The 17,739-nt window shown below is 58.0% G+C and carries 20 protein-coding genes; 8 read left to right on the top strand and 12 right to left on the bottom strand.

The window, feature by feature from the left end; genetic code table 11:
• Window positions 1-85: 85 nt before the first annotated feature.
• From AB1805_16885 to AB1805_16875, 3 genes are all read right to left on the bottom strand, one after another.
• Window positions 86-742, bottom strand: coding sequence for a nucleotidyl transferase AbiEii/AbiGii toxin family protein (locus AB1805_16885; protein ID MEW5747107.1), 657 nt, complete (start codon window positions 740-742; stop codon window positions 86-88).
• Window positions 735-1,118 carry a hypothetical protein gene (locus AB1805_16880; protein MEW5747106.1) on the bottom strand — a complete coding sequence of 128 codons (384 nt, stop codon included), beginning with the start codon at window positions 1,116-1,118 and terminating at the stop codon, window positions 735-737. Before AB1805_16880 ends, AB1805_16885 begins: the two co-directional genes overlap by 8 nt.
• A gap of 420 nt (window positions 1,119-1,538) precedes the next feature.
• The gene (locus tag AB1805_16875; protein ID MEW5747105.1) at window positions 1,539-2,135 is read right to left on the bottom strand and encodes a GDSL-type esterase/lipase family protein; all 597 of its coding nucleotides are present in this window, start codon (window positions 2,133-2,135) and stop codon (window positions 1,539-1,541) included.
• A 156-nt stretch (window positions 2,136-2,291) separates the two neighbouring features.
• Between AB1805_16875 and AB1805_16870 the strand changes: the two genes are divergently transcribed.
• The 3 genes from AB1805_16870 (at window position 2,292) to AB1805_16860 (ending at window position 6,231) form a co-directional block, all read left to right on the top strand.
• On the top strand, window positions 2,292-3,029 hold the full coding sequence (locus tag AB1805_16870) for a DUF72 domain-containing protein (GenBank protein MEW5747104.1): 738 nt from the start codon (window positions 2,292-2,294) through the stop codon (window positions 3,027-3,029).
• A complete protein-coding gene (gene polX, locus AB1805_16865; GenBank protein MEW5747103.1) occupies window positions 3,026-4,756 on the top strand; it encodes a DNA polymerase/3'-5' exonuclease PolX in 1,731 nt (576 codons plus the stop codon). Before AB1805_16870 ends, polX begins: the two co-directional genes overlap by 4 nt.
• Window positions 4,757-4,875: 119 nt before the next feature.
• The gene (locus AB1805_16860) at window positions 4,876-6,231 is read left to right on the top strand and encodes a hypothetical protein (protein ID MEW5747102.1); all 1,356 of its coding nucleotides are present in this window, start codon (window positions 4,876-4,878) and stop codon (window positions 6,229-6,231) included.
• Window positions 6,232-6,241: 10 nt separating this feature from the next.
• Here the strand turns inward: AB1805_16860 and AB1805_16855 are convergent, their stop codons facing one another.
• The 9 genes from AB1805_16855 to AB1805_16815 form a co-directional block, all read right to left on the bottom strand.
• On the bottom strand, window positions 6,242-6,391 hold the full coding sequence (locus AB1805_16855) for a hypothetical protein (GenBank protein ID MEW5747101.1): 150 nt from the start codon (window positions 6,389-6,391) through the stop codon (window positions 6,242-6,244).
• A 59-nt stretch (window positions 6,392-6,450) separates the two neighbouring features.
• Window positions 6,451-7,308 (bottom strand): hypothetical protein, encoded by an 858-nt coding sequence (locus AB1805_16850; protein ID MEW5747100.1) that lies wholly within the window; start codon window positions 7,306-7,308, stop codon window positions 6,451-6,453.
• A gap of 125 nt (window positions 7,309-7,433) precedes the next feature.
• Complete coding sequence (locus AB1805_16845; GenBank protein ID MEW5747099.1) at window positions 7,434-7,826, bottom strand: secondary thiamine-phosphate synthase enzyme YjbQ; 393 nt, start codon at window positions 7,824-7,826, stop codon at window positions 7,434-7,436.
• The gene (gene folK / locus AB1805_16840) at window positions 7,810-8,283 is read right to left on the bottom strand and encodes a 2-amino-4-hydroxy-6-hydroxymethyldihydropteridine diphosphokinase (protein ID MEW5747098.1); all 474 of its coding nucleotides are present in this window, start codon (window positions 8,281-8,283) and stop codon (window positions 7,810-7,812) included. The genes AB1805_16845 and folK overlap by 17 nt, the downstream gene beginning before the upstream one ends.
• Window positions 8,284-8,389: 106 nt before the next feature.
• The gene (locus AB1805_16835; protein MEW5747097.1) at window positions 8,390-9,556 is read right to left on the bottom strand and encodes an LL-diaminopimelate aminotransferase; all 1,167 of its coding nucleotides are present in this window, start codon (window positions 9,554-9,556) and stop codon (window positions 8,390-8,392) included.
• A gap of 135 nt (window positions 9,557-9,691) precedes the next feature.
• The gene (locus AB1805_16830; protein ID MEW5747096.1) at window positions 9,692-10,129 is read right to left on the bottom strand and encodes a hypothetical protein; all 438 of its coding nucleotides are present in this window, start codon (window positions 10,127-10,129) and stop codon (window positions 9,692-9,694) included.
• A 97-nt stretch (window positions 10,130-10,226) separates the two neighbouring features.
• A complete protein-coding gene (locus tag AB1805_16825) occupies window positions 10,227-10,478 on the bottom strand; it encodes a hypothetical protein (protein MEW5747095.1) in 252 nt (83 codons plus the stop codon).
• Between the two features lie 188 nt (window positions 10,479-10,666).
• Entirely contained in the window at window positions 10,667-12,061 is a 1,395-nt protein-coding gene (locus AB1805_16820; protein ID MEW5747094.1) for a sigma-54 dependent transcriptional regulator, read from the bottom strand.
• 15 nt (window positions 12,062-12,076) lie between these two features.
• Entirely contained in the window at window positions 12,077-13,537 is a 1,461-nt protein-coding gene (locus tag AB1805_16815; protein ID MEW5747093.1) for an ATP-binding protein, read from the bottom strand.
• A gap of 243 nt (window positions 13,538-13,780) precedes the next feature.
• On the opposite strand from AB1805_16815, the gene AB1805_16810 reads away from it, so the two are divergent.
• From AB1805_16810 to hisS, 5 genes are read left to right on the top strand one after another with little or no spacing between them, the layout of a single operon-like run.
• Window positions 13,781-14,539, top strand: a complete 759-nt coding sequence (locus AB1805_16810; GenBank protein MEW5747092.1) for a YggS family pyridoxal phosphate-dependent enzyme — start codon at window positions 13,781-13,783, stop codon at window positions 14,537-14,539.
• Window positions 14,536-15,324, top strand: coding sequence for a pyrroline-5-carboxylate reductase (gene proC, locus AB1805_16805; GenBank protein ID MEW5747091.1), 789 nt, complete (start codon window positions 14,536-14,538; stop codon window positions 15,322-15,324). The genes AB1805_16810 and proC overlap by 4 nt, the downstream gene beginning before the upstream one ends.
• Window positions 15,325-15,377: 53 nt before the next feature.
• Window positions 15,378-15,692, top strand: a complete 315-nt coding sequence (locus tag AB1805_16800) for a YggT family protein (GenBank protein ID MEW5747090.1) — start codon at window positions 15,378-15,380, stop codon at window positions 15,690-15,692.
• Window positions 15,689-16,162 carry a DivIVA domain-containing protein gene (locus AB1805_16795; GenBank protein MEW5747089.1) on the top strand — a complete coding sequence of 158 codons (474 nt, stop codon included), beginning with the start codon at window positions 15,689-15,691 and terminating at the stop codon, window positions 16,160-16,162. Before AB1805_16800 ends, AB1805_16795 begins: the two co-directional genes overlap by 4 nt.
• Complete coding sequence (gene hisS / locus AB1805_16790) at window positions 16,152-17,405, top strand: histidine--tRNA ligase (GenBank protein ID MEW5747088.1); 1,254 nt, start codon at window positions 16,152-16,154, stop codon at window positions 17,403-17,405. Before AB1805_16795 ends, hisS begins: the two co-directional genes overlap by 11 nt.
• Window positions 17,406-17,739: the final 334 nt, after the last annotated feature.

Raw genomic sequence — 17,739 nt, 5'->3', positions numbered from 1 at the left:
TTTCTCCTCCCCTTTCTCCTCCCCTTTCTCCTCCCCTTTCTCCTCCCCTTTCTCCTCCCCTTTCTCCTGCATTAGATTACTCATGTCAATTCGCAGGGCCGTTCGTAACGGCAACGTCCAAATCAAGCGTAAACTGTTTCGCGTGTTTCCTGAAAAACGTCTTCACCGCCTCCCACGACACCTTCTTCCCTATGTACTCGGGGTCGTAGTTGGACTCTGCATCGGCAAAGTAGGTGAACGACTTTCCTATATGGACGGGATTGGTTCTCTCTTTGCCGAATCTTTTTACCATGTGCTCAGCTATTTTATGGAAAGGGATGCCCTGGAGGACGAAGTACATATCCACAAAATCCCTCTTCGTCCCTCTTTGACTTAGGGCAACAGCTTTCATGCCGGCAATATCAAGAATACTCGCGATTAGGATGCCTTTGTAGAGAACAGGGGCAGTAAACGGGTATTCATAGTGAATCAAAGAGAATTTCACTCCATCGATTTCAGCAACTAAATACCCCTCGCCTTCTGAAGTTACTTGGAAGACCATTCCCGCAGTCTTTATTTTTTTAATCAGGGGGTCCACTTTAACGTCCTTTTCAGTGAAAAAATTCAGGTCTACAGAAACCCGATGGCCGATATGAAGCGCCAGCGCCGTCCCCCCCGCCAGCACCGCTTGATAATCAGAAACTGTTTCTTTAAGAGAGCCGAGTACTGCCCATCCTTTTAAGGGCAAACATTCCTTATGCATATTTGCCTCCGAACCATATCTCCCAGAAGCCACGGGATTTTTCACTTACCGCCCGGCTCGTACGGAGGACTTCAATAATGGTCTGAGTAGGGTAGACCTGCTGTATCCACCGTATAGCGTCCAGATTCCCGTACTCAAGAACCCTTTCAATGACATTTCGCGCGTGCTTTTTAAGATGAATGTTCTTTAGACTGGTATCCCAGAATAAGGCACGAAATCTCTCGGGCACCATTTGCAAACCCTTCCTTTCTTCGATGAATTGCTTCACATCAGGTCTGTCAGCAGGGCCGAGATACCTGTGCACTACTCTTTTGCCTTCTCTCGTGACAAGGTATGCATACTCGCTTCTGCCGATAGTCTTCTTAACAATTCCCATATTTCATTATACTACATTGTAGGGTATAATGGCAATGCTCTAAACAGAGTGCATCAGAAGCGGCAAAGGAAGCCGCAAATGCTCGAGCTTATTCTCGACAAATGCGTGTTGATGTTGATTGATGGCTGGTGTACCTATGGTGCAGGAAACGGTATATAAAATCAGCAAACTGCGCCAGGGGCTTGAGGGGGGGGCTTTATGCAGAGGGAGGTTGATACTGAGGAGTTTATCTCTTAGTTGTTCTGTTTTACTATTCAATCCCGACGGCGATCTTCAGGGCGAGGTCGAGCTCCTGCACTCTTTCGGGAGGGAGCGCGCCTCGGCAATGCCACGGGAGCACTTCTCGTACCACTCGAGAGGCGACGGGATGCAAACGTCCTGAGTGAGGCGAGGCCCGTGCGCGTTTATGCCGACGTTCTCCTAGGGCGCAGGGAACCACCACTGTGGTGACGACCTAATAATTGTTGCCATCTTCAAGTAGCCGTTACTCCGCGGGTGGGCACCGTCATTGCCGGCAATTTCCTTTTTGAAAGCGGCATCGGCGGCGAGAGGCGTGAAGAGGTCGATGTACGGGACGCCCAGTCCTTTTGCCTCGTGCTCAAAAGCGGCTGCAAGGGCCTTGATTCGCACGTTCTGCTCATCGTCATCGACAGGCGGCGGGCCGACCATGATCACGCCGTATTTTTGTGCTCCGCGCAGGATCTCGCGGATATGAGCGCAGGAGTCTTCAGGGCGAACGCGCAGCGTTCCATCCTCAATGACCGTATCGTTCACGCCGCACGAGACGACGACCCGCCCATCGCAAAAATCAGGCAGCCGCAGGGCGCACTCATTTTCCCAGCGAAGCAGGATATCCTTGCTCGTATCCCGCCTGATGCCTAAGTTGTAATAGGTGACCGGTATGCCGCTCTGACAAGCGGCGGCGCAGAGACGCCCCGCCCACCCGAGCGCGGTTTCGTCACCGGTACCGTTAACGAATGAATCGCCGATAAAGCAAATTCTAATATCCCGTGCCATAGAGAACTTACGGATCGCGCCCTGCCGTTTCCTTATTCATATTTGATGCAGCTCTCATGGGATTTTATCGGGTCTCGCGCGGGGAGTCAAGAAAGAGCAAAGGCAGCGCGCACCACTTCGGAAGTCCATTCCTCTTTCACGTGATACAATTTAGGTATGCCAAAGCTCTACATCGGCTGCAGCGGATTCAACTACAAGCACTGGAAAGGGACCTTCTATCCCGAAGGGCTGCCGCAGAAGCGGTGGCTCGAATACTACCGGTCGGTCTTCTCTACCGTCGAGCTGAATGTCACCTTCTACCGGCTCCCGCTCGTCAGCTCGTTCAACCACTGGTACCACGATACCCCTGCCGACTTCGCCTTTGCGATCAAGGGGAGCAGGTTCATCACCCACCTGAAGCGGCTCGCGGACTCCAAGGATTCGCTCGATCTCTTTTTCGAGAGGGCGGCTCCCCTGAAGGAGAAGCTCAGGGTCGTCCTCTGGCAGCTGCCGCCGAACTTTCACGAGGATAGCGACAGGCTGTATACGTTCCTCAAGCTCCTCAAGAAGTATCCCGCCCGGCAGACCTTCGAATTCCGGCACGAGAGCTGGATCACCGATGAGGTGATCGATCTCTGCAAAAGAAATAAAGTGAGCATCTGCATGGCCGATGCGCCGGAGTTCAATTTCGATCTGCCGGTTACCGCTGATTTCGTCTACCTGCGGCGGCATGGCGCACAAGGGATCGACGGAGACTATTCGCGAGAGTTCCTCGAGCACGATGCGGAGCGGATAAGAGCGTATATGAATAACGGGAAAGACGTGTTCATCTATTTCAATAACGATGCGTTCGGCTATGCGCCGAAAAATGCGCGGATGCTTAGGGAGATGATGCAGAGGGAGCCGGTGGCATGAAGAACCAGGAGATCGCCCGGCTGTTCAACGAGATCGCTGACCGCCTCGAATTGAAGGACGAGAACCCCTTCCGCATCCGCGCCTATCGCAGGGCTGCACTGAACATCGAAAGCCTCTCGAAAAACGTCGAGAACATTTCCCGCGAAGAGCTTACGAAGATCCCCGGCATCGGCAAGGACCTGGCCGGCAAGATCGAGGAGTATCTCGCGACCGGAAAAATTAAGGCATATGAGGACTTGAAGGCGGAGATGCCTGCCGGACTGCTGACCCTCCTTGCGGTGCCGAGCCTCGGCCCCAAGACGGCGAAACAGCTCTATGAGCAGTTGCAGGTGAAGAGTCTCGATGAGCTCGAGAGGCTCGCCATGGAGCACAGGCTGAGGGAGCTGCCGAACATCAAGGCGAAGACGGAAGAGAATATCCTCAAAGGCATCCGGATGATCAAGCGGGGCAAGGAGCGGCAGCCCATCGGCAAGGTCCTGCCGGTCGCCAACGATATCTACGAACAACTCAAGAAGAAAGCCCCGGTCGGCAATCTCGATATCGCAGGAAGCATCAGGAGATGGAAAGACACGGTCAAGGATATCGATCTCCTCGCCACCTCACAGAAGCCCGATCAGGTGATGGAGGTCTTCGTGAATCTCCCGCAGGTAAAAGAGGTTCTGGCGCACGGTCCCACCAAATCGAGCGTCATTATCGCTGAGGGGCTCCAGGTGGACCTGCGGGTTGTCGAGAAGGATTCCTACGGCGCAGCCCTCGCCTATTTCACCGGGAGCAAAGAGCACAACGTACGCTTGCGGGAGATGGCCGTGAGGAAGGGACTTAAGATCAACGAGTACGGTATCTTCCGCGAGAGGGATAACAAGAAGCTCGGCGGCGAGAGGGAGGAGGATGTTTATCGCATTCTCGGCCTTTCCTATGTGCCCCCCGAGCTTCGGGAAGACCAGGGGGAAATCGAGGCGGCGCTGACGGGCTCGCTCCCTCAGCTGATAACCCTCGACGATATGAAAGGAGATCTCCACGTGCACTCCAAATGGAGCGACGGCGCCCATACCTTCGAGCAGGTGGTGGAAGCGGCGCGGAAGCACGGGTATTCCTATATCGCCATAACCGACCACTCCCGGAGCCTCGCCGTAGCGCACGGCCTGACCGTTGAGCGGCTCCGCGAACAGGGCGAAGAGCTGGATGCGTTGAATAAGAAGTTGAAGGGATTCAGGGTGCTGAAAGGCACCGAGGTCGATATCAGGAGCAACGGCAGCATCGATTTCCCGGATGAGGCGTTGAAGGAGCTCGACATCGTCGTCGCCTCGGTCCATTCGGGGTTCAAGCAATCAAGAGACCAGCTCACCTCCCGGATCGTCGCCGCCATGAGGAATCCCTATGTAAGCATCATCGGCCATCCCACGGGCAGGCTCATCGGCGAGCGGGATGCCTATGAGCTGGATATGGATACGCTCTTTGCAGCGGCGGCGGAGACCGGCACCGCCCTCGAGATCAACGCCTCGCCCTTCCGTCTCGACCTCACCGACCGGTACGTCAGGAAGGCAAAGGAGAGGGGCATCCCCCTCGTCATCAGCACCGACACCCATGTCACCAACCAGTTCGACTTCATGAGCTACGGGGTATCTATCGCCAGGAGAGGGTGGCTGGAGAAGGGCGACGTGCTGAACGCCCTGGATGCCCGTACGCTCCTGAAGCGCCTCAAGCCGAAAGGCAGACACGTCCGTTAGTCCCCCCCCCTCAACGGAGGGCTTGCCGGAGTGTACCGCTTCCTCTTTTCCCCGATAAGGAAAGCATATCCATTGCCGGGAGCAGCCCGCTGCCCGCCGGAGGAAGAGAACGCAGTATCGTGTTCACGGTATTCTTCGGAAGTCTCATAGGAATAATCGCGATTGTCGCCGGCGCAGTCCTCTATAACTACGCCCTCGAGGAGTCGCGAAAGCGTACGCGCCAGAAGCTCCTGGCCCGGCTGGACAACGCCGAGGCCCTTGTCCAGAACGGCATGCTGGACGACGCGCTGAAAATCTATGGAGAGGTGAGCCGCTCCGCAACGGGCAGCGGAAGGGGAATGCTCTTCCCCGATATTTACGCGCTCTGCAGGTATGGTGAGGGCCAGTGCTTCCGGAAGAAGGCGGGCGGCGCTCCCGAATTCTCGAGCAGCGCCATTCAGAGCTATGAGGAATTTCTCCGGCATCTGCCTTCTGCGGGCATCGGCATCGGCGAGGAGCTGAAGAGAGGAGAAACCTACTACCATCTCGGGCTGCTCTATCTCGCCTGCATTACGAAGCTCCAGGTCAGGGACCGCACGGCCTATCTCAAACGAGCGGAATCGCTGCTTGCGTCGGCCCTCACCTTTGTCGACCTCTTTGCGCAGGAGGCGGGTGCTCCGCCCGGCGATGCGGCCCGGGTCCGGGCTTCGATACACCAGGCGCTCGGCGATATCCATTTCGAGCTCGCGGAGACCGAGCACCGCAGGGGGGCCGAGCAATCTCTCATGAAAGCGATCGAGGCATACGACGAGGCATCGCGCATCTACACCCCGGGCCCGTATCCGGTGGAGCATGCAGCGATCGTAAAGGCAAAAGCCCTCTCCTTCAAGAAACTCTTCTCGTTGTCCGACGATATCCAGTTCATGAAATGCGCCGTCGACATGTCCAAAGAGCTCGTGGCGCACCGGGAGGCTGCTGGCAGCGCCGACGAGCACTTCGCGTCACTCCAGGAGCTTGCCGACTACAGCACGAGCATGGCCCTCTACCTGGCGGACGCCGATGACAATGAACAGAACAGGACGCTCAGGCAGGAGCTCCTGAAAGACGCGACGGCCTGCTACGAGCGGATACTGCAGCTCTCCCATGAGGACAAGGTCCTCATCTTCAGCAATGATCGTGCGGCGGTCTACCAGAAGCTCGGCAGTGTGAAGATGCGGCTCTTCGAGCTCGAGCCTGCCGAGGCGCTCCTGGAAGAGGGAATAACGCTCAACCGGAAGGCCCTGGAATACGTAAGCGAGGGATCGGTCGAGTTCGCCACGATCCAGGCGGCTATCGGGGACCTCTATCTCCAGCTCTCACGGAGGCGCAGCCGTAAAGACGATGTCGCCAAAGCGAAGGCTGCATACGCTGCGGCGATAAAAATCTTCGACGTCATGGGGCTGACCTCCTACAAGCAGACCGTGGAGCTCTCGCTGAAGAGCATCGACTGCTGGTAAGGCGAGAGAGTTACGCCGTTTTCCCGGTATCTTCCTTCTCTTCCTTTATCGTCAGATCCTTTGCAAAATCGGGGCAGCGCTGGCCCGCCTTCAGGATAAACTGCTTCTGGCAGGTCTCCCTCCATGCACAAACGATACACAGCTCTTTCTTTTCGCTCACGTGCCCTCCTTTCATGCTCATGCTCATGCGCATCGGGGCGGCGATGCTCCCTGGCCGAACTACCGATGCCTCCGGTAGTGGCAGGTCAGCACCTTCTGGATATTGCCTTCGATGCTGTCCTTGGCGTTTATTATAAACAGGTCCGGCAGATTTATCCCGGCGCCCTCTATGGCAAAGAGCTCCTTTTCCATCCGTTCCACGGCGGGAGGAGAGGCGTACCTGCCCCTCAGCTCCTCCTCGAACAGGGGGACGATCTTATCTTTCATTCTCAGCTCCGTATCAACGAAAAAGAGGGCGAGCTCCGGCATCAGGTCGCGTACTCTGTCGAAGAAGGCGCCTATCTCCCGCTGGTATATCTGCTTGGGCGGTGATGACTTTATCTCCATGTAGAGCAGCGAGCCGTCCAGCTTCGCGAGCAGGTCATAGTCTCCGCCCACCTGCGGCCGTTTCATTTTCACGCCCCAGATAGCCTCGGCCGAAAACGCACGCTTGAACAGCTCGGCGACGAACCATTCAAGGGTAGTCCCGAAGCTCTTGACCGGTCCTCTGGCGAGACGATAGGACGTGTCTTCGGGGACGGCCAGCCCTATCGCAACGAGAAAGGCGGCATATGCCTCGGTTACGGCCCGTGTTGCATACCGCGCGACCTGAGCCGTGGTGAAGGAGGGCTGGTGCTTGATGACATCCCTCAGAAAGAGCCTGAAAGAGTACCGCCTGAGCATTTCATAATATTCCCCCACGAACCGGTCCTCGGGGACCAGGAGGTCGTCGCGGGGCTCACGCTTGTATATCCGGAAACCGCGGCGCTTGAGGAGCACCTCGAGTGGAGGGGTCAGGGTGTCCAGCGCCTCCCTGAGCCGTTTTACCTCGATCCTCAGGTGCTCGATCTCACTGTAGGCCTCTTCCTGTTCTGCCATGGGTATCTCTTATTTTATCTTATAGAGACCGGGAGGGATTCCGCAAATCCGTCCGGCTCAGGCGGGCGCGGGAGAGAGCAGGGGCGGGGAAGAGCGGGAACTGCGGCTTTGCTCGCAGGCGAAGCCTACGACAGCTTCACCAGCACTCTCCGGTGGCGCGGCCCGTCGAACTCGCAAAAGTAGATGGACTGCCACGTCCCGAGGAGGGGCTTGCCGTCCTCGACCAGAACGCACTGCGCTGCGCCGACCAGCGTCGACTTGATGTGCGCCGCCGAATTCCCCTCCATGTGCTGATAATCGCCTTCGAACGGAATGAGGCGGTTGAGGGTGGTGAGGATATCCCGCTTCACCGAGGGGTCGGCCCCCTCGTTGATGGTAACGCCCGCGGTCGTATGGGGCACGTAGAGGTGACAGACGCCGCTCGTCACCCCGGACTCCTTGATGAGCTCGCGGACCTCATCGGTGATATCGATGAGCTCGGTCTTCGACCTGCTCTTTACATTAAGCGTTTTCAGCATTGTCCAGCTCCTCCTTGAGTTGCCGTATCGTCCTTTTCAGCACCGGATGCACCCTGTCCGGCGCGATCTCGGCGAGCGGCTCGAGCACGAAGCGCCGCTGCTGCATGAGCGGGTGCGGAATGTGCAGGCGCTCCTTATCGATAGGAATATCATCATACAAAAGGATGTCGAGGTCAATGAGCCGCGGTCCCCAGGTGATCGACGGCTCCCTTCCCATCGCCCTTTCCACGTCCTTGAGCAGCTCCAGGAGCTCTTCCGGGCCGAGCGCCGTCTCGGCCTCGACAGCCATATTGATGAAATCGGGCTGCTCTGCCATCCCCCAGGGCTTCGTCTCGTAAAGCGAGGAGACCTTCGTTACCGCAATGCCCCTCTCCTTGAGCAGCGCTACCGCTCTCAAGCAGTTGGCGCGCCTGTCGCCGAGATTCGAGCCGATGCCGATATACGTTATAGCGTTCATCGCGTTCATCGCGTTTATAGCGTCTATCGCGTTATAGCGTATAAACTGCCCGACGCGACAAACGCTGTAACGCTGAACGCTATAAACGCTATAAACACGATAGACGCTATAACGCGCCTTTTATCCTTTCCACCGCTTCCCGGATCCGCTCGACGCCCTGGGTGAGGGCAAACCGTATGTACCCTTCTCCCGGTGCGCCGAATCCCACTCCCGGGGTGCCGAGAACGCCGGCCTTGTTCAGCAGATGCGTGACAAACGCGGTCGAGTCAAAGCCCGAAGGCACCTTTGCCCAGAAGTAGAACGTCGCCGCCGGCCTCGCGGCCTCCATTCCCAAGCCCCGCAGCCCCTCGTACAACACATCGCGCCGCTTCTGGTAAGCAGCCCTGTTCTCATCGAGGGTCCGCTCATCGGTCCAGAGGGCTGCGATCCCTGCCTCCTGGACAGCCTGGAAGATGCCGGAATCGAGATTGCTCTTGACCTTGCCGAGCCCGGCGATCACGTCGCGGTTGCCGACAGCGAAGCCGACCCTCCAGCCGGTCATGTTATAGGTCTTCGAGAGCGAATGGAACTCTATGCCCACCTCTTTTGCACCATCGACTTCGAGAAAGCTCATCGGCTTCTGCCCATCATAATACATTTCCGAGTAGGCGGCATCGTGGCAGATGATGATGTCGTACTTTGCGGCGAGGGCGATCGCCTCCTTGAAGAACGCCGCTGACGCAACCGCAGCCGTCGGGTTGTTCGGATAGTTGAGGAACATCAGTTTGGCCCGCTTCAGGATCTCTTCAGGGATGGCCGTAAAGTCGGGAAGGAAGCCCCTCTCCTCCCTGAGCGGCATGAGGTACGGCTCGCCCCCTGCAAATAACGTCCCCACAGGGTATACCGGATACCCCGGAGAAGGGACCAGCACCACATCGCCGGGATTCACGAAGGCGAGCGGGATATGCCCGATCCCCTCTTTCGAGCCGATAAGGGAGAGCACCTCTGTCCTGGGATCGAGGGTGACGCCGAAGCGCGCCTTGTACCACGCTGCCACCGCCTCGCGGTACGGGAGCATTCCCTCATAAGAGGGATAGCGGTGGTGCGCCGGCTTCTCGACAGCCTTCTGCATGGCCTCTACGATATGCGCGGGGGTAGGGATATCGGGGTCGCCGATGCTGAGGTCGATCAGATCGACTCCCTTTGCGAGCGCCTCCTGTTTCATCCTGTCGATCGATGCAAACAGGTAGGGCGGCAGACTCTTGAGACGATCAGCAAGCTGGACGGTAATCATTACTCTGTGCCTCCAAACGAATTATGCGCAGTTGAATTCGATAAAAAAGTTTTCTATTGTATCGCAGCAACAGGGAAAAGGTCAAAAAAAAGGGGCTCACCGGAGCCCCTTCCGTTACTCGCGGTCCGGACCGGCTTAGTAGCCGCCGGATTTCGGCTTTGCTGCGGGCTTCGCCGGCTCTGCAGGTTTGGGCGCCGGCTTTGCCGCTTCAGCAGGCTTCGCCGGTTCGGCTGCTTTCTTGCCGGCCTTTGCAGCGGCCTTTGCCGGTTTGATCTCGATGCTCTTCGCAACAGCCTTGCCTCCCGCTTCGGTATACTTTACCATTACGGTATCCCCGATCTTCACGTCGGAGAGGGACTTCTTCTCTTTTCCGAGCTTGACGACGGTCTTATCGTCGGTAGTGACGACCGCCTCGGCCTTCTTCCCCTTCACGGTCAATGTTTTGGCAGCTGCGTCAACAGTGACGACCTCGCCAGTGATCTGTTTTACCCTCGCCTTTTCCGCGGCAGAGACGAGTCCGGCTACGGCAATCACGAAGAGCGTCACAACGACAAGCACAAGAGCTCTCTTCATTAAGGCCCCCTTACGGTTTGGATTTTATCGATATGGTAATACATGAGGGCAGACGATGACAACCGCCTGCCCTCATGTACAAGGAACAAGGAATAGATTATTTCTTTTCAGCCTTCTTCTCTTCCTTCTTTTCCTCTTTCTTCACTTCTTCCTTCTTCTCTTCCTTCTTTGCCTTCTTGGTCTTCTTCTCAGCCTTCTTGTCGGCTGCCTTGTCGTCAGCCTTTCCGTCGGCCTTCTTCTCCTCCATCTTCGGAGCAGCTTTGTCAGCTGCCTTCTCGGCTGCGAACACGACGGTCGAGAGCGAGAGCGCGAAGAGCAGTGCGACAACCAATGCGATAACCTTCCTCATCCCTGAATCACCTCCTTTTCACTTTCCCAATCTTCGGCACGTGTCATTTTTGGCATCCACCAGCATAGCAACTTTTGTGCCAATGCCGGAAGAGGATCGGCCGAGCCGCCGTATAAGGCAGTACGGAGAGGGAAAGACGGCGTAAAAGGGGAGTGGTGCGTAAAAGACCGGGAGGGAAATAAGATGACTCAGTTCCTTTTTTCGGGCAAACTATCCTCTTTTGGGGAGGCGGCCTGGATGCCGAACTTCTCGAGGCGGTACCAGAAGGTCTTGTAGGTCATGCCGAGCAGCCGCGCTGCTTTGGCCGCCACATTATTTGCCTTGAGCATCGCCTTCTTGATGAGCTCCTTCTCGAGCTCCTCGAAATTGATGCCTTCATCGGGGATATCGATATCGAGAAGGCCCCGCTCCTGCGGGAGCTTCAGCTCGCTCCTGATCTCCTGCATCCCGATGGTATCCGCATCGCTGATGAGCACCGCCCGCTCGATCACCGATTCGAGATGCCGGATATTGCCCGGCCAGTGGTACGCTGTCAGCGCCTTCATGACCGTATCGCTCATCCCCTTGATCCGCTTTCCGAACTCCTTGTTGTACTTGCCGATGAAGAACGAGACGAGGGCAGGGATATCCTCCTTCCGCTCCCGGAGCGGCGGCAGCTCGAGCGTCACCACCTTGAGGCGGTAATAGAGGTCCTCCCTGAACCTCCCTGCAGCGACCTCCTTCTCGAGGTCCTTGTTCGTCGCCGCGATGATCCGCACGTCGGTCTTGATGCTGTCCTTGCCTCCCAGCCTCCTGATCTCCTTGTCCTGGAGGACCCGCAGTATCTTCGTCTGTGTCATGAGGGGGAGGTCTCCCACTTCGTCGAGGAAGATGGTCCCCTTGTCGCTCGACTCGAAAAGCCCGACCTTGCGGTGCGTCGCGCCGGTGAACGCTCCCGGCTCATACCCGAAGAGCTCGCTCTCGATGAGGTTGTCGGGGATGGCGGCGCAGTTGATCGCCGTGAAGGGACCGGTCTTGCGGGGGCTGTTGTAGTGAATCGCCCGGGCGATGAGCTCTTTCCCGGTGCCGCTCTCACCGTAGATAAGGATCGTCACCGCCGTAGGAGTGACCTTCTTGGCGAGCTCGATGATCTCCCTCATGCGCGGCGAGGTGCCGACAATGCCCTCCATCTTGAACTTCTGGAAGAGGGCGTCCTGGAGCCGTATATTCTCCTTGAGGAGCTGCATCCGCTCCATCGCCTTTTTTACGGTAATGATGATGCCGTCCTTCTCGAGCGGCTTGGTCAGATAGTCGAAGGCCCCTTTGCGCATCGCTTCCACTGCGGACGTTATGGTGCCGTAGGCCGTCATGATGACCACGGCAGGCTTGACAGTATCGTCCGGGATCGCATCGAGCAGCTGCACACCGCTCATGCCGCTCATCTTGAGGTCGGTAATCACCACATCGGGGCCGAGGGCGGAGATCAGCTCCAGCCCCTCCTCTGCGGACGAGGCGGTGCGCACTTCGTATCCCTCATCTTCGAGGATCGTCCTGATGATGTCGCGCTGCCGCTGTTCGTCGTCAATGACAACTATGGAACCCATGCTCCGTCACCCTGCTCACGAGAGATGCTGCCGCACATTCGATAGAGGCGAGAGAGGGAGCACGAGCTTCACCTCGCTCCCTTTCCCGGGCGTGCTGTTGAGCTCGACCCGTCCGCCGTGCTCTTCCATGACCCGCCGCGTCATGGGGAGCCCGAGGCCGAGGCCGTTCTGTTTCGTCGAGAAAAACGGCTCGAAGATCCGCTCTCTATGTTCCGGCGAGACCCCCTCTCCGTTGTCGGCGATCGTGAGCACAAACTCGTCGCCCACGACCTCTTCCTTCACCCGCAAGAGGCCCTTCCCCGGGACCGCCCCCATGGCGTGGAACGCATTGGTAATGACATTCATGATGCACGACTTGAAGAGGTCGGGGTCGACCACGAGCTCCGCCTTCGTCGTGCTCTCCCGCACGATCGCTATCCCGTCGGCCTCGGCCTTTGCCCAGACGAGCGCGAGCACATCCTCGAGCAGGGCGTCGATCTCGACCTGCCGGGTATTCAGCTTCAGCGGCCTGCTGTAATCGAGATAGTCGTTGACGAGCTTGTTCAGCCGCTGGATCTCCTGCTTCATGCCGGTGATGAGGCTGTCGAATTTTTCCTGCCCCCCCGCATCCCGGGGCCGGTACTTTGCGCTGATGTGGTCGATGCTCAGGTTGATGAAGTTGAGCGGGTTCCTGATCTCGTGGGCCATGCTCCGTGAAAGCTGTCCCAGCCCCGAGAGATGCTCTGCCTCGCGCAGCCGCTCCTCGAGGAGGCGGTTCTCGCGGAGCTTGGTCACCATGAAGTTGAAGGTCTTCGAGAGCTGCCCGATCTCGTCATTGCTCCTGACCGGGATGCTCTGGTTCAGATCTCCTGCGGCGACCCGCATGCTCGCATCGACGACCCCTTGAATGGGACGGGTGTAGGAGCGCGAGAGCAGCACGGTCATGATGATGCCGATGCCGAAGACGAAGAGCGTCGCCAGGACCCTCTGAATCGCGTTGTCCTTGAGTATGTCGGAGAAGTCGTCTTTGTTGATCCGCAAATGGATATAGCCGTACTGGGTCTCGCCGGCAATGACCGGCACGATAACGTTGTAGGTCTGCCCCTCTTCGGAGACAGGCTCTCCCAGCTCCGCCTTGATGATGAGCTCCTTTCTCTTGTGGGTCACCGCCTGGCCCACCTTCGAGGGATTGGTGCTCGCGACGATCTCGTCGGCGTTGCTGATGATCGAGACCTCTTTCACTCCCTTGGCATTCAGCCGCTTCAGGTACTTGGAAAGCCGCGCTTCGTCGGTGATTCCCGAACTGGTGACTTCCTCCACCCCGATCTGTATCGCCTTGGTGAGCTCCACGGTCTGCCGCTCTATCTCGCGGAAAAGCGCGCGCTCGGACCTCGAATAGAAGAACAGGAGGATCGAGATGAGGATGAAGCTCAGGAACAGCATCATACCGATCAGCTTCGCATGCAGGGAGAACTTGAATGAGACCTTTTGCAGCATACTGTACTATATCATACCCGGCCCGGCCATTATAGCGTATATCGTACCGGAGGATTACCGGGAAGGAGCATTTTCGCTCATTCTCGACGGGCGTCCGGCCCGTCTCCGAGGCGGGGCAGCCCGCTCCGCCATCCTGGCTCCGCCAAGGCTGCCCATGCCGCTCCAAATGCTCCTTCCCGGTAATCCTCCGGTACAGGGAGCAATCTTGCATTTATTTGTGATAGATACTACTATAGTCTACAAATGCTTATAGAGAGAATATCGTCTGTATATAAACGGATAAGCCATGCGGCCATGCGCGCCGGGAGAAGCCCTGAAGAGGTCCGGCTCGTCGCAGTCACCAAGACCGTCGACCACACGGTCGTCCGGGAGGCGATCGACGCAGGGCTCCGGGTGTTCGGCGAAAACAGGGTCCAGGAGGCGCAGCAGAAGATCGCCGCGCTCGCTGTAGAGCTTCGCGCTATTCGCGTCGAATGGCACCTGATAGGCCACCTCCAGAAGAACAAGGCCAAACACGCAGTGCTCCTCTTCGACCTCATTCACTCCGTCGACTCCCTCGAGCTGGCGCGGGAGCTCGACCGGCATGCGGAGAAAGCGGGCAAGATCCAGGACATTCTTATCCAGGTGAAGTTATCCGAAGAGGAGACGAAACACGGCATCGCGGAGGAGGAAGCGATGCGCCTCCTCGAGCCCCTAACAGCGCTCCCGCACCTCCGCGTAAAAGGGCTGATGACCATGCCGCCGCTCTTTGACGATCCCGAACCGGCCCGCCCCTATTTCAGAAGGCTCCGGCAGTTGCGGGAGAGGGCCGAAAGAGAGGGATATCGTCTTCCCGAGCTCTCGATGGGCATGTCGGGGGACTTCGAAGTGGCGATCGGGGAAGGCGCCACCATGGTCAGGATCGGCGCCGACATCTTCGGAGCGCGGCCGGAACAAAGGCGGCGCTGTTCCCCCGCTGCAGTGGAGCAGAGGCTTGCCGCCGGCGAAAGGAGCAGGGAGTGATCGGGTTCATAGGCGGCGGCAATATGGCGGAAGCCCTGATCAAGGGCATGGCCGGCCAGGGGATGCGGGACATTCTCGTATCGGAGCCGAGGGAGGAACGGCGGACCTTTCTCCGGCAGGCGTACGGCATCAGGACGACCGCGTCGAACCGCGACGTGGCATCTTCCTGCAGCATAGTGGTCCTTGCCGTGAAGCCGCAGAACATGGGTCCGGTGCTCGATGAGATCGCCGCTGACGTGCCACCGGAGACGACCGTGGTCTCGATCGCTGCCGGCATATCGCTCGCCTTTTTGCAGTCGAAGCTCGGAACGAAGAGGCTCGTGAGGGTCATGCCGAATACCCCCTCGCTCGTGCTCGAGGGCATGTCGGTGCTCTCCCTCTGCGAGTGCTTCGACGACCGGGAGGTCGCGAGAGTACGGGAGATCTTCATGTCCGTCGGCAAGGTGCTCACGCTTCCCGAAAAATACCTCGACGCCGTCACCGCGGTCTCGGGCAGCGGCCCCGCCTTCATCGCCCTCTTTGTCGAGGCGATGATCGATGCGGGCGGGCGGCTGGGGCTCGCCAGGGAGCATGCTGCGGAGCTCAGCCAGCAGACGCTCCTCGGGACGGCAAAGCTCCTCGAGACCGGCATGACGCCGGAGCAGCTGCGAGCGATGGTCACCTCGCCCGGAGGCACGACCGCCGCCGGGCTCGCCGTGTTCGAAGAGAAAGGATTGAAGGCCGTCGTCGCCGATGCCCTGGCTGCAGCGAAGCGGCGGGCCGAGGAGCTGGGCAATAAGGCGTAGCGCCGGGTATGATGCCGGCGCCGACGCGGCACGCTATCCGTTAAGGAGGGAACATGTTCATCTTTGGCAACCTGGTTCTGGCAGTCGCCAATGTGCTCGATATACTGCTGGATATTTACAAGTGGATCATCATTATCACGGCGCTCATCAGCTGGGTGAATCCCGACCCGTACAATCCTATCGTCCGTTTCCTCTACTCGATTACCGAGCCGGTGCTCACTCCCATCCGGCGGCTCATCGGCTACCGCCTGGGACCGATCGATATTTCTCCTCTCGTCGTCATTCTTGCTATTATATTCATCCAGAAGTTCCTTATCAGTTCGCTGTTTGAGCTTGGCTATAAAATAAAAGGAGGAGTATTGTCATGAGACTTACGCCGCTCGATATTCAGCAGAAGCAGTTCCCGATGCGGTTTCGCGGATTCGATGTCGACGAGGTGTATTCGTTTCTTGAGCTGGTAAGAGAGGAGCTGGAGGAGCTTCTCAGGGAGAACGCTTCGCTGAAGGAACAGCTGAGCAGGGCTGACGAGCAGCTGCAGGAACACCGGAACATGGAGGCCACCCTCCGTGAGACGCTGATGACCGCCCAGCAGATGGTCGAGGATTACAAGACCAATGCGCGGAAAGAGGCCGAGCTCATCATGAAGGAAGCGGAGCTGAAGGCCGACGGCATGATCAAGGACGCGCAGGAGAAGGTGGTGAAGATCCACGAGGATATCGTCGATCTCAAGGGCATCAGGCGCCACTTCAAGGAAGAGATCAAGCGGCTCATCGACAGCCACATGAAGATGCTCGAGTTCGACAAAGAGAGAGAGGGCGAAGAGACCGGTGAGTTATAATGCCCTCAAAGGCATCCAGGACATCCTCCCCCCGGATATCTACCTCTGGCAGCACATCGAAGCCGCCGCACGCGCTGTCTTTCACCGCTACGGGTTTCAGGAAATAAGGATCCCTATCATAGAGTCGACGGACATATTCGTCCGGAGCATCGGCGAGGCGACGGATATCGTCGAGAAGGAGATGTACACCTTTACCGACAGGGGGAACAGGAGCGTGACGATGAGGCCCGAGGGGACGGCGCCTGCGGTGCGGGCCTATGTGGAGCACAGCCTCTACAACCTGCCGGCCCCGCAGAAGTTCTATTATGCCGGCCCCATGTTCAGGTACGAGCGGCCGCAGAAAGGGCGGTTCAGGCAGTTTTACCAGATAGGCGCAGAGGCCTTCGGCGCGGCCGAACCGGCGCTCGACGCGGAGATGATCGTGATGCTCGGGAACATGCTCGGTGAGATCGGGCTCAGGGAGCTCTCCTTCGAGCTCAACTCCATCGGCTGCATCGAATGCAGGCCGGACTACCGGAACGCCCTCATGAAGTTTTTCGAGAGCAGGCTTCCCGACTTATGCGCCGACTGCCAGCGCAGGTATACGACCAACCCCCTGAGGATCCTCGACTGCAAGGTGGAGCGGTGCATCGAGCTCAGGAAAGGGGCACCCGAAGTAGTGCAGTATCTCTGCACGCGGTGCAGGGAGCATTTTGACGAGCTGCTCGCCCGTCTGCAGATACTGGGCGTCCGGTACACCCTGAATCCCAACCTGGTGCGGGGCCTCGACTACTATACGGGAACGACCTTCGAGGTGACGAGCGAACATCTCGGAGCCCAGAAGGCGGTTGCCGCAGGCGGGCGGTACGACCGGCTGGTGAAAGAGTTCGGCGGCCCTCCGACCCCCGCCATAGGGTTCGCCATCGGCATGGAGCGGCTCGCCGCGCTGCTCAAAGAGAGTACCGGGATTCCGGTGCCGACGCCCAAGGTCTTCGTCGCGACCCTCGGCAGAGAGGCGGAGATCGAGGGACTCGCCATCGCCGAGACCCTACGGAAAGCGGGCTTCTGGGTCGAGCCCAACTACGGCAGCGCCTCCCTGAAGAGCCAGCTCAGAAAGGCCGACCGCCTCGGCGCCGAATTCGCGCTCATTATCGGCGAGAACGAGCTGAAGGCAGGAAAGGCCCAGTGGAAGAACCTCAGGACCAAAGAGCAGGGAGAGATCTCTTTTTCCGAAATCATTCGGCTCATCACCGGCAATTCGTAAACTACCGGCAAGAGCGCCCTCGATACCTTACCTTACAAATCAGCTCCGCTTATACCCTCATTTTAAAGGACAATCCATCACAAGCCGCCTGCCCCTGTGCTAAAGCGCGTCTTGGGGCATTCAATATGGACGGCATAATAGGCCTTCCCCTCAGCGACCAGGTTTTGCAGGTCTGAGCAGCTTGTCATAAAAGAGGCATTGAAATTGTGGGTCTTCGCGGAAATGAGTGGGTGATCTTGGGCATTTTCTATATCTCCGGCAGCATACAGGTCAGCACTTTCAACCGCAGATACTCCTCATCGCGCAGACCATAAGCCCGCCTCTGGATCACCCT

Source organism: Nitrospirota bacterium (assembly GCA_040752355.1).
Taxonomy (GTDB): Bacteria; Nitrospirota; Thermodesulfovibrionia; order Thermodesulfovibrionales; family Dissulfurispiraceae; genus JBFMCP01.
This window is presented reverse-complemented; position numbering and strand designations above follow the sequence as displayed.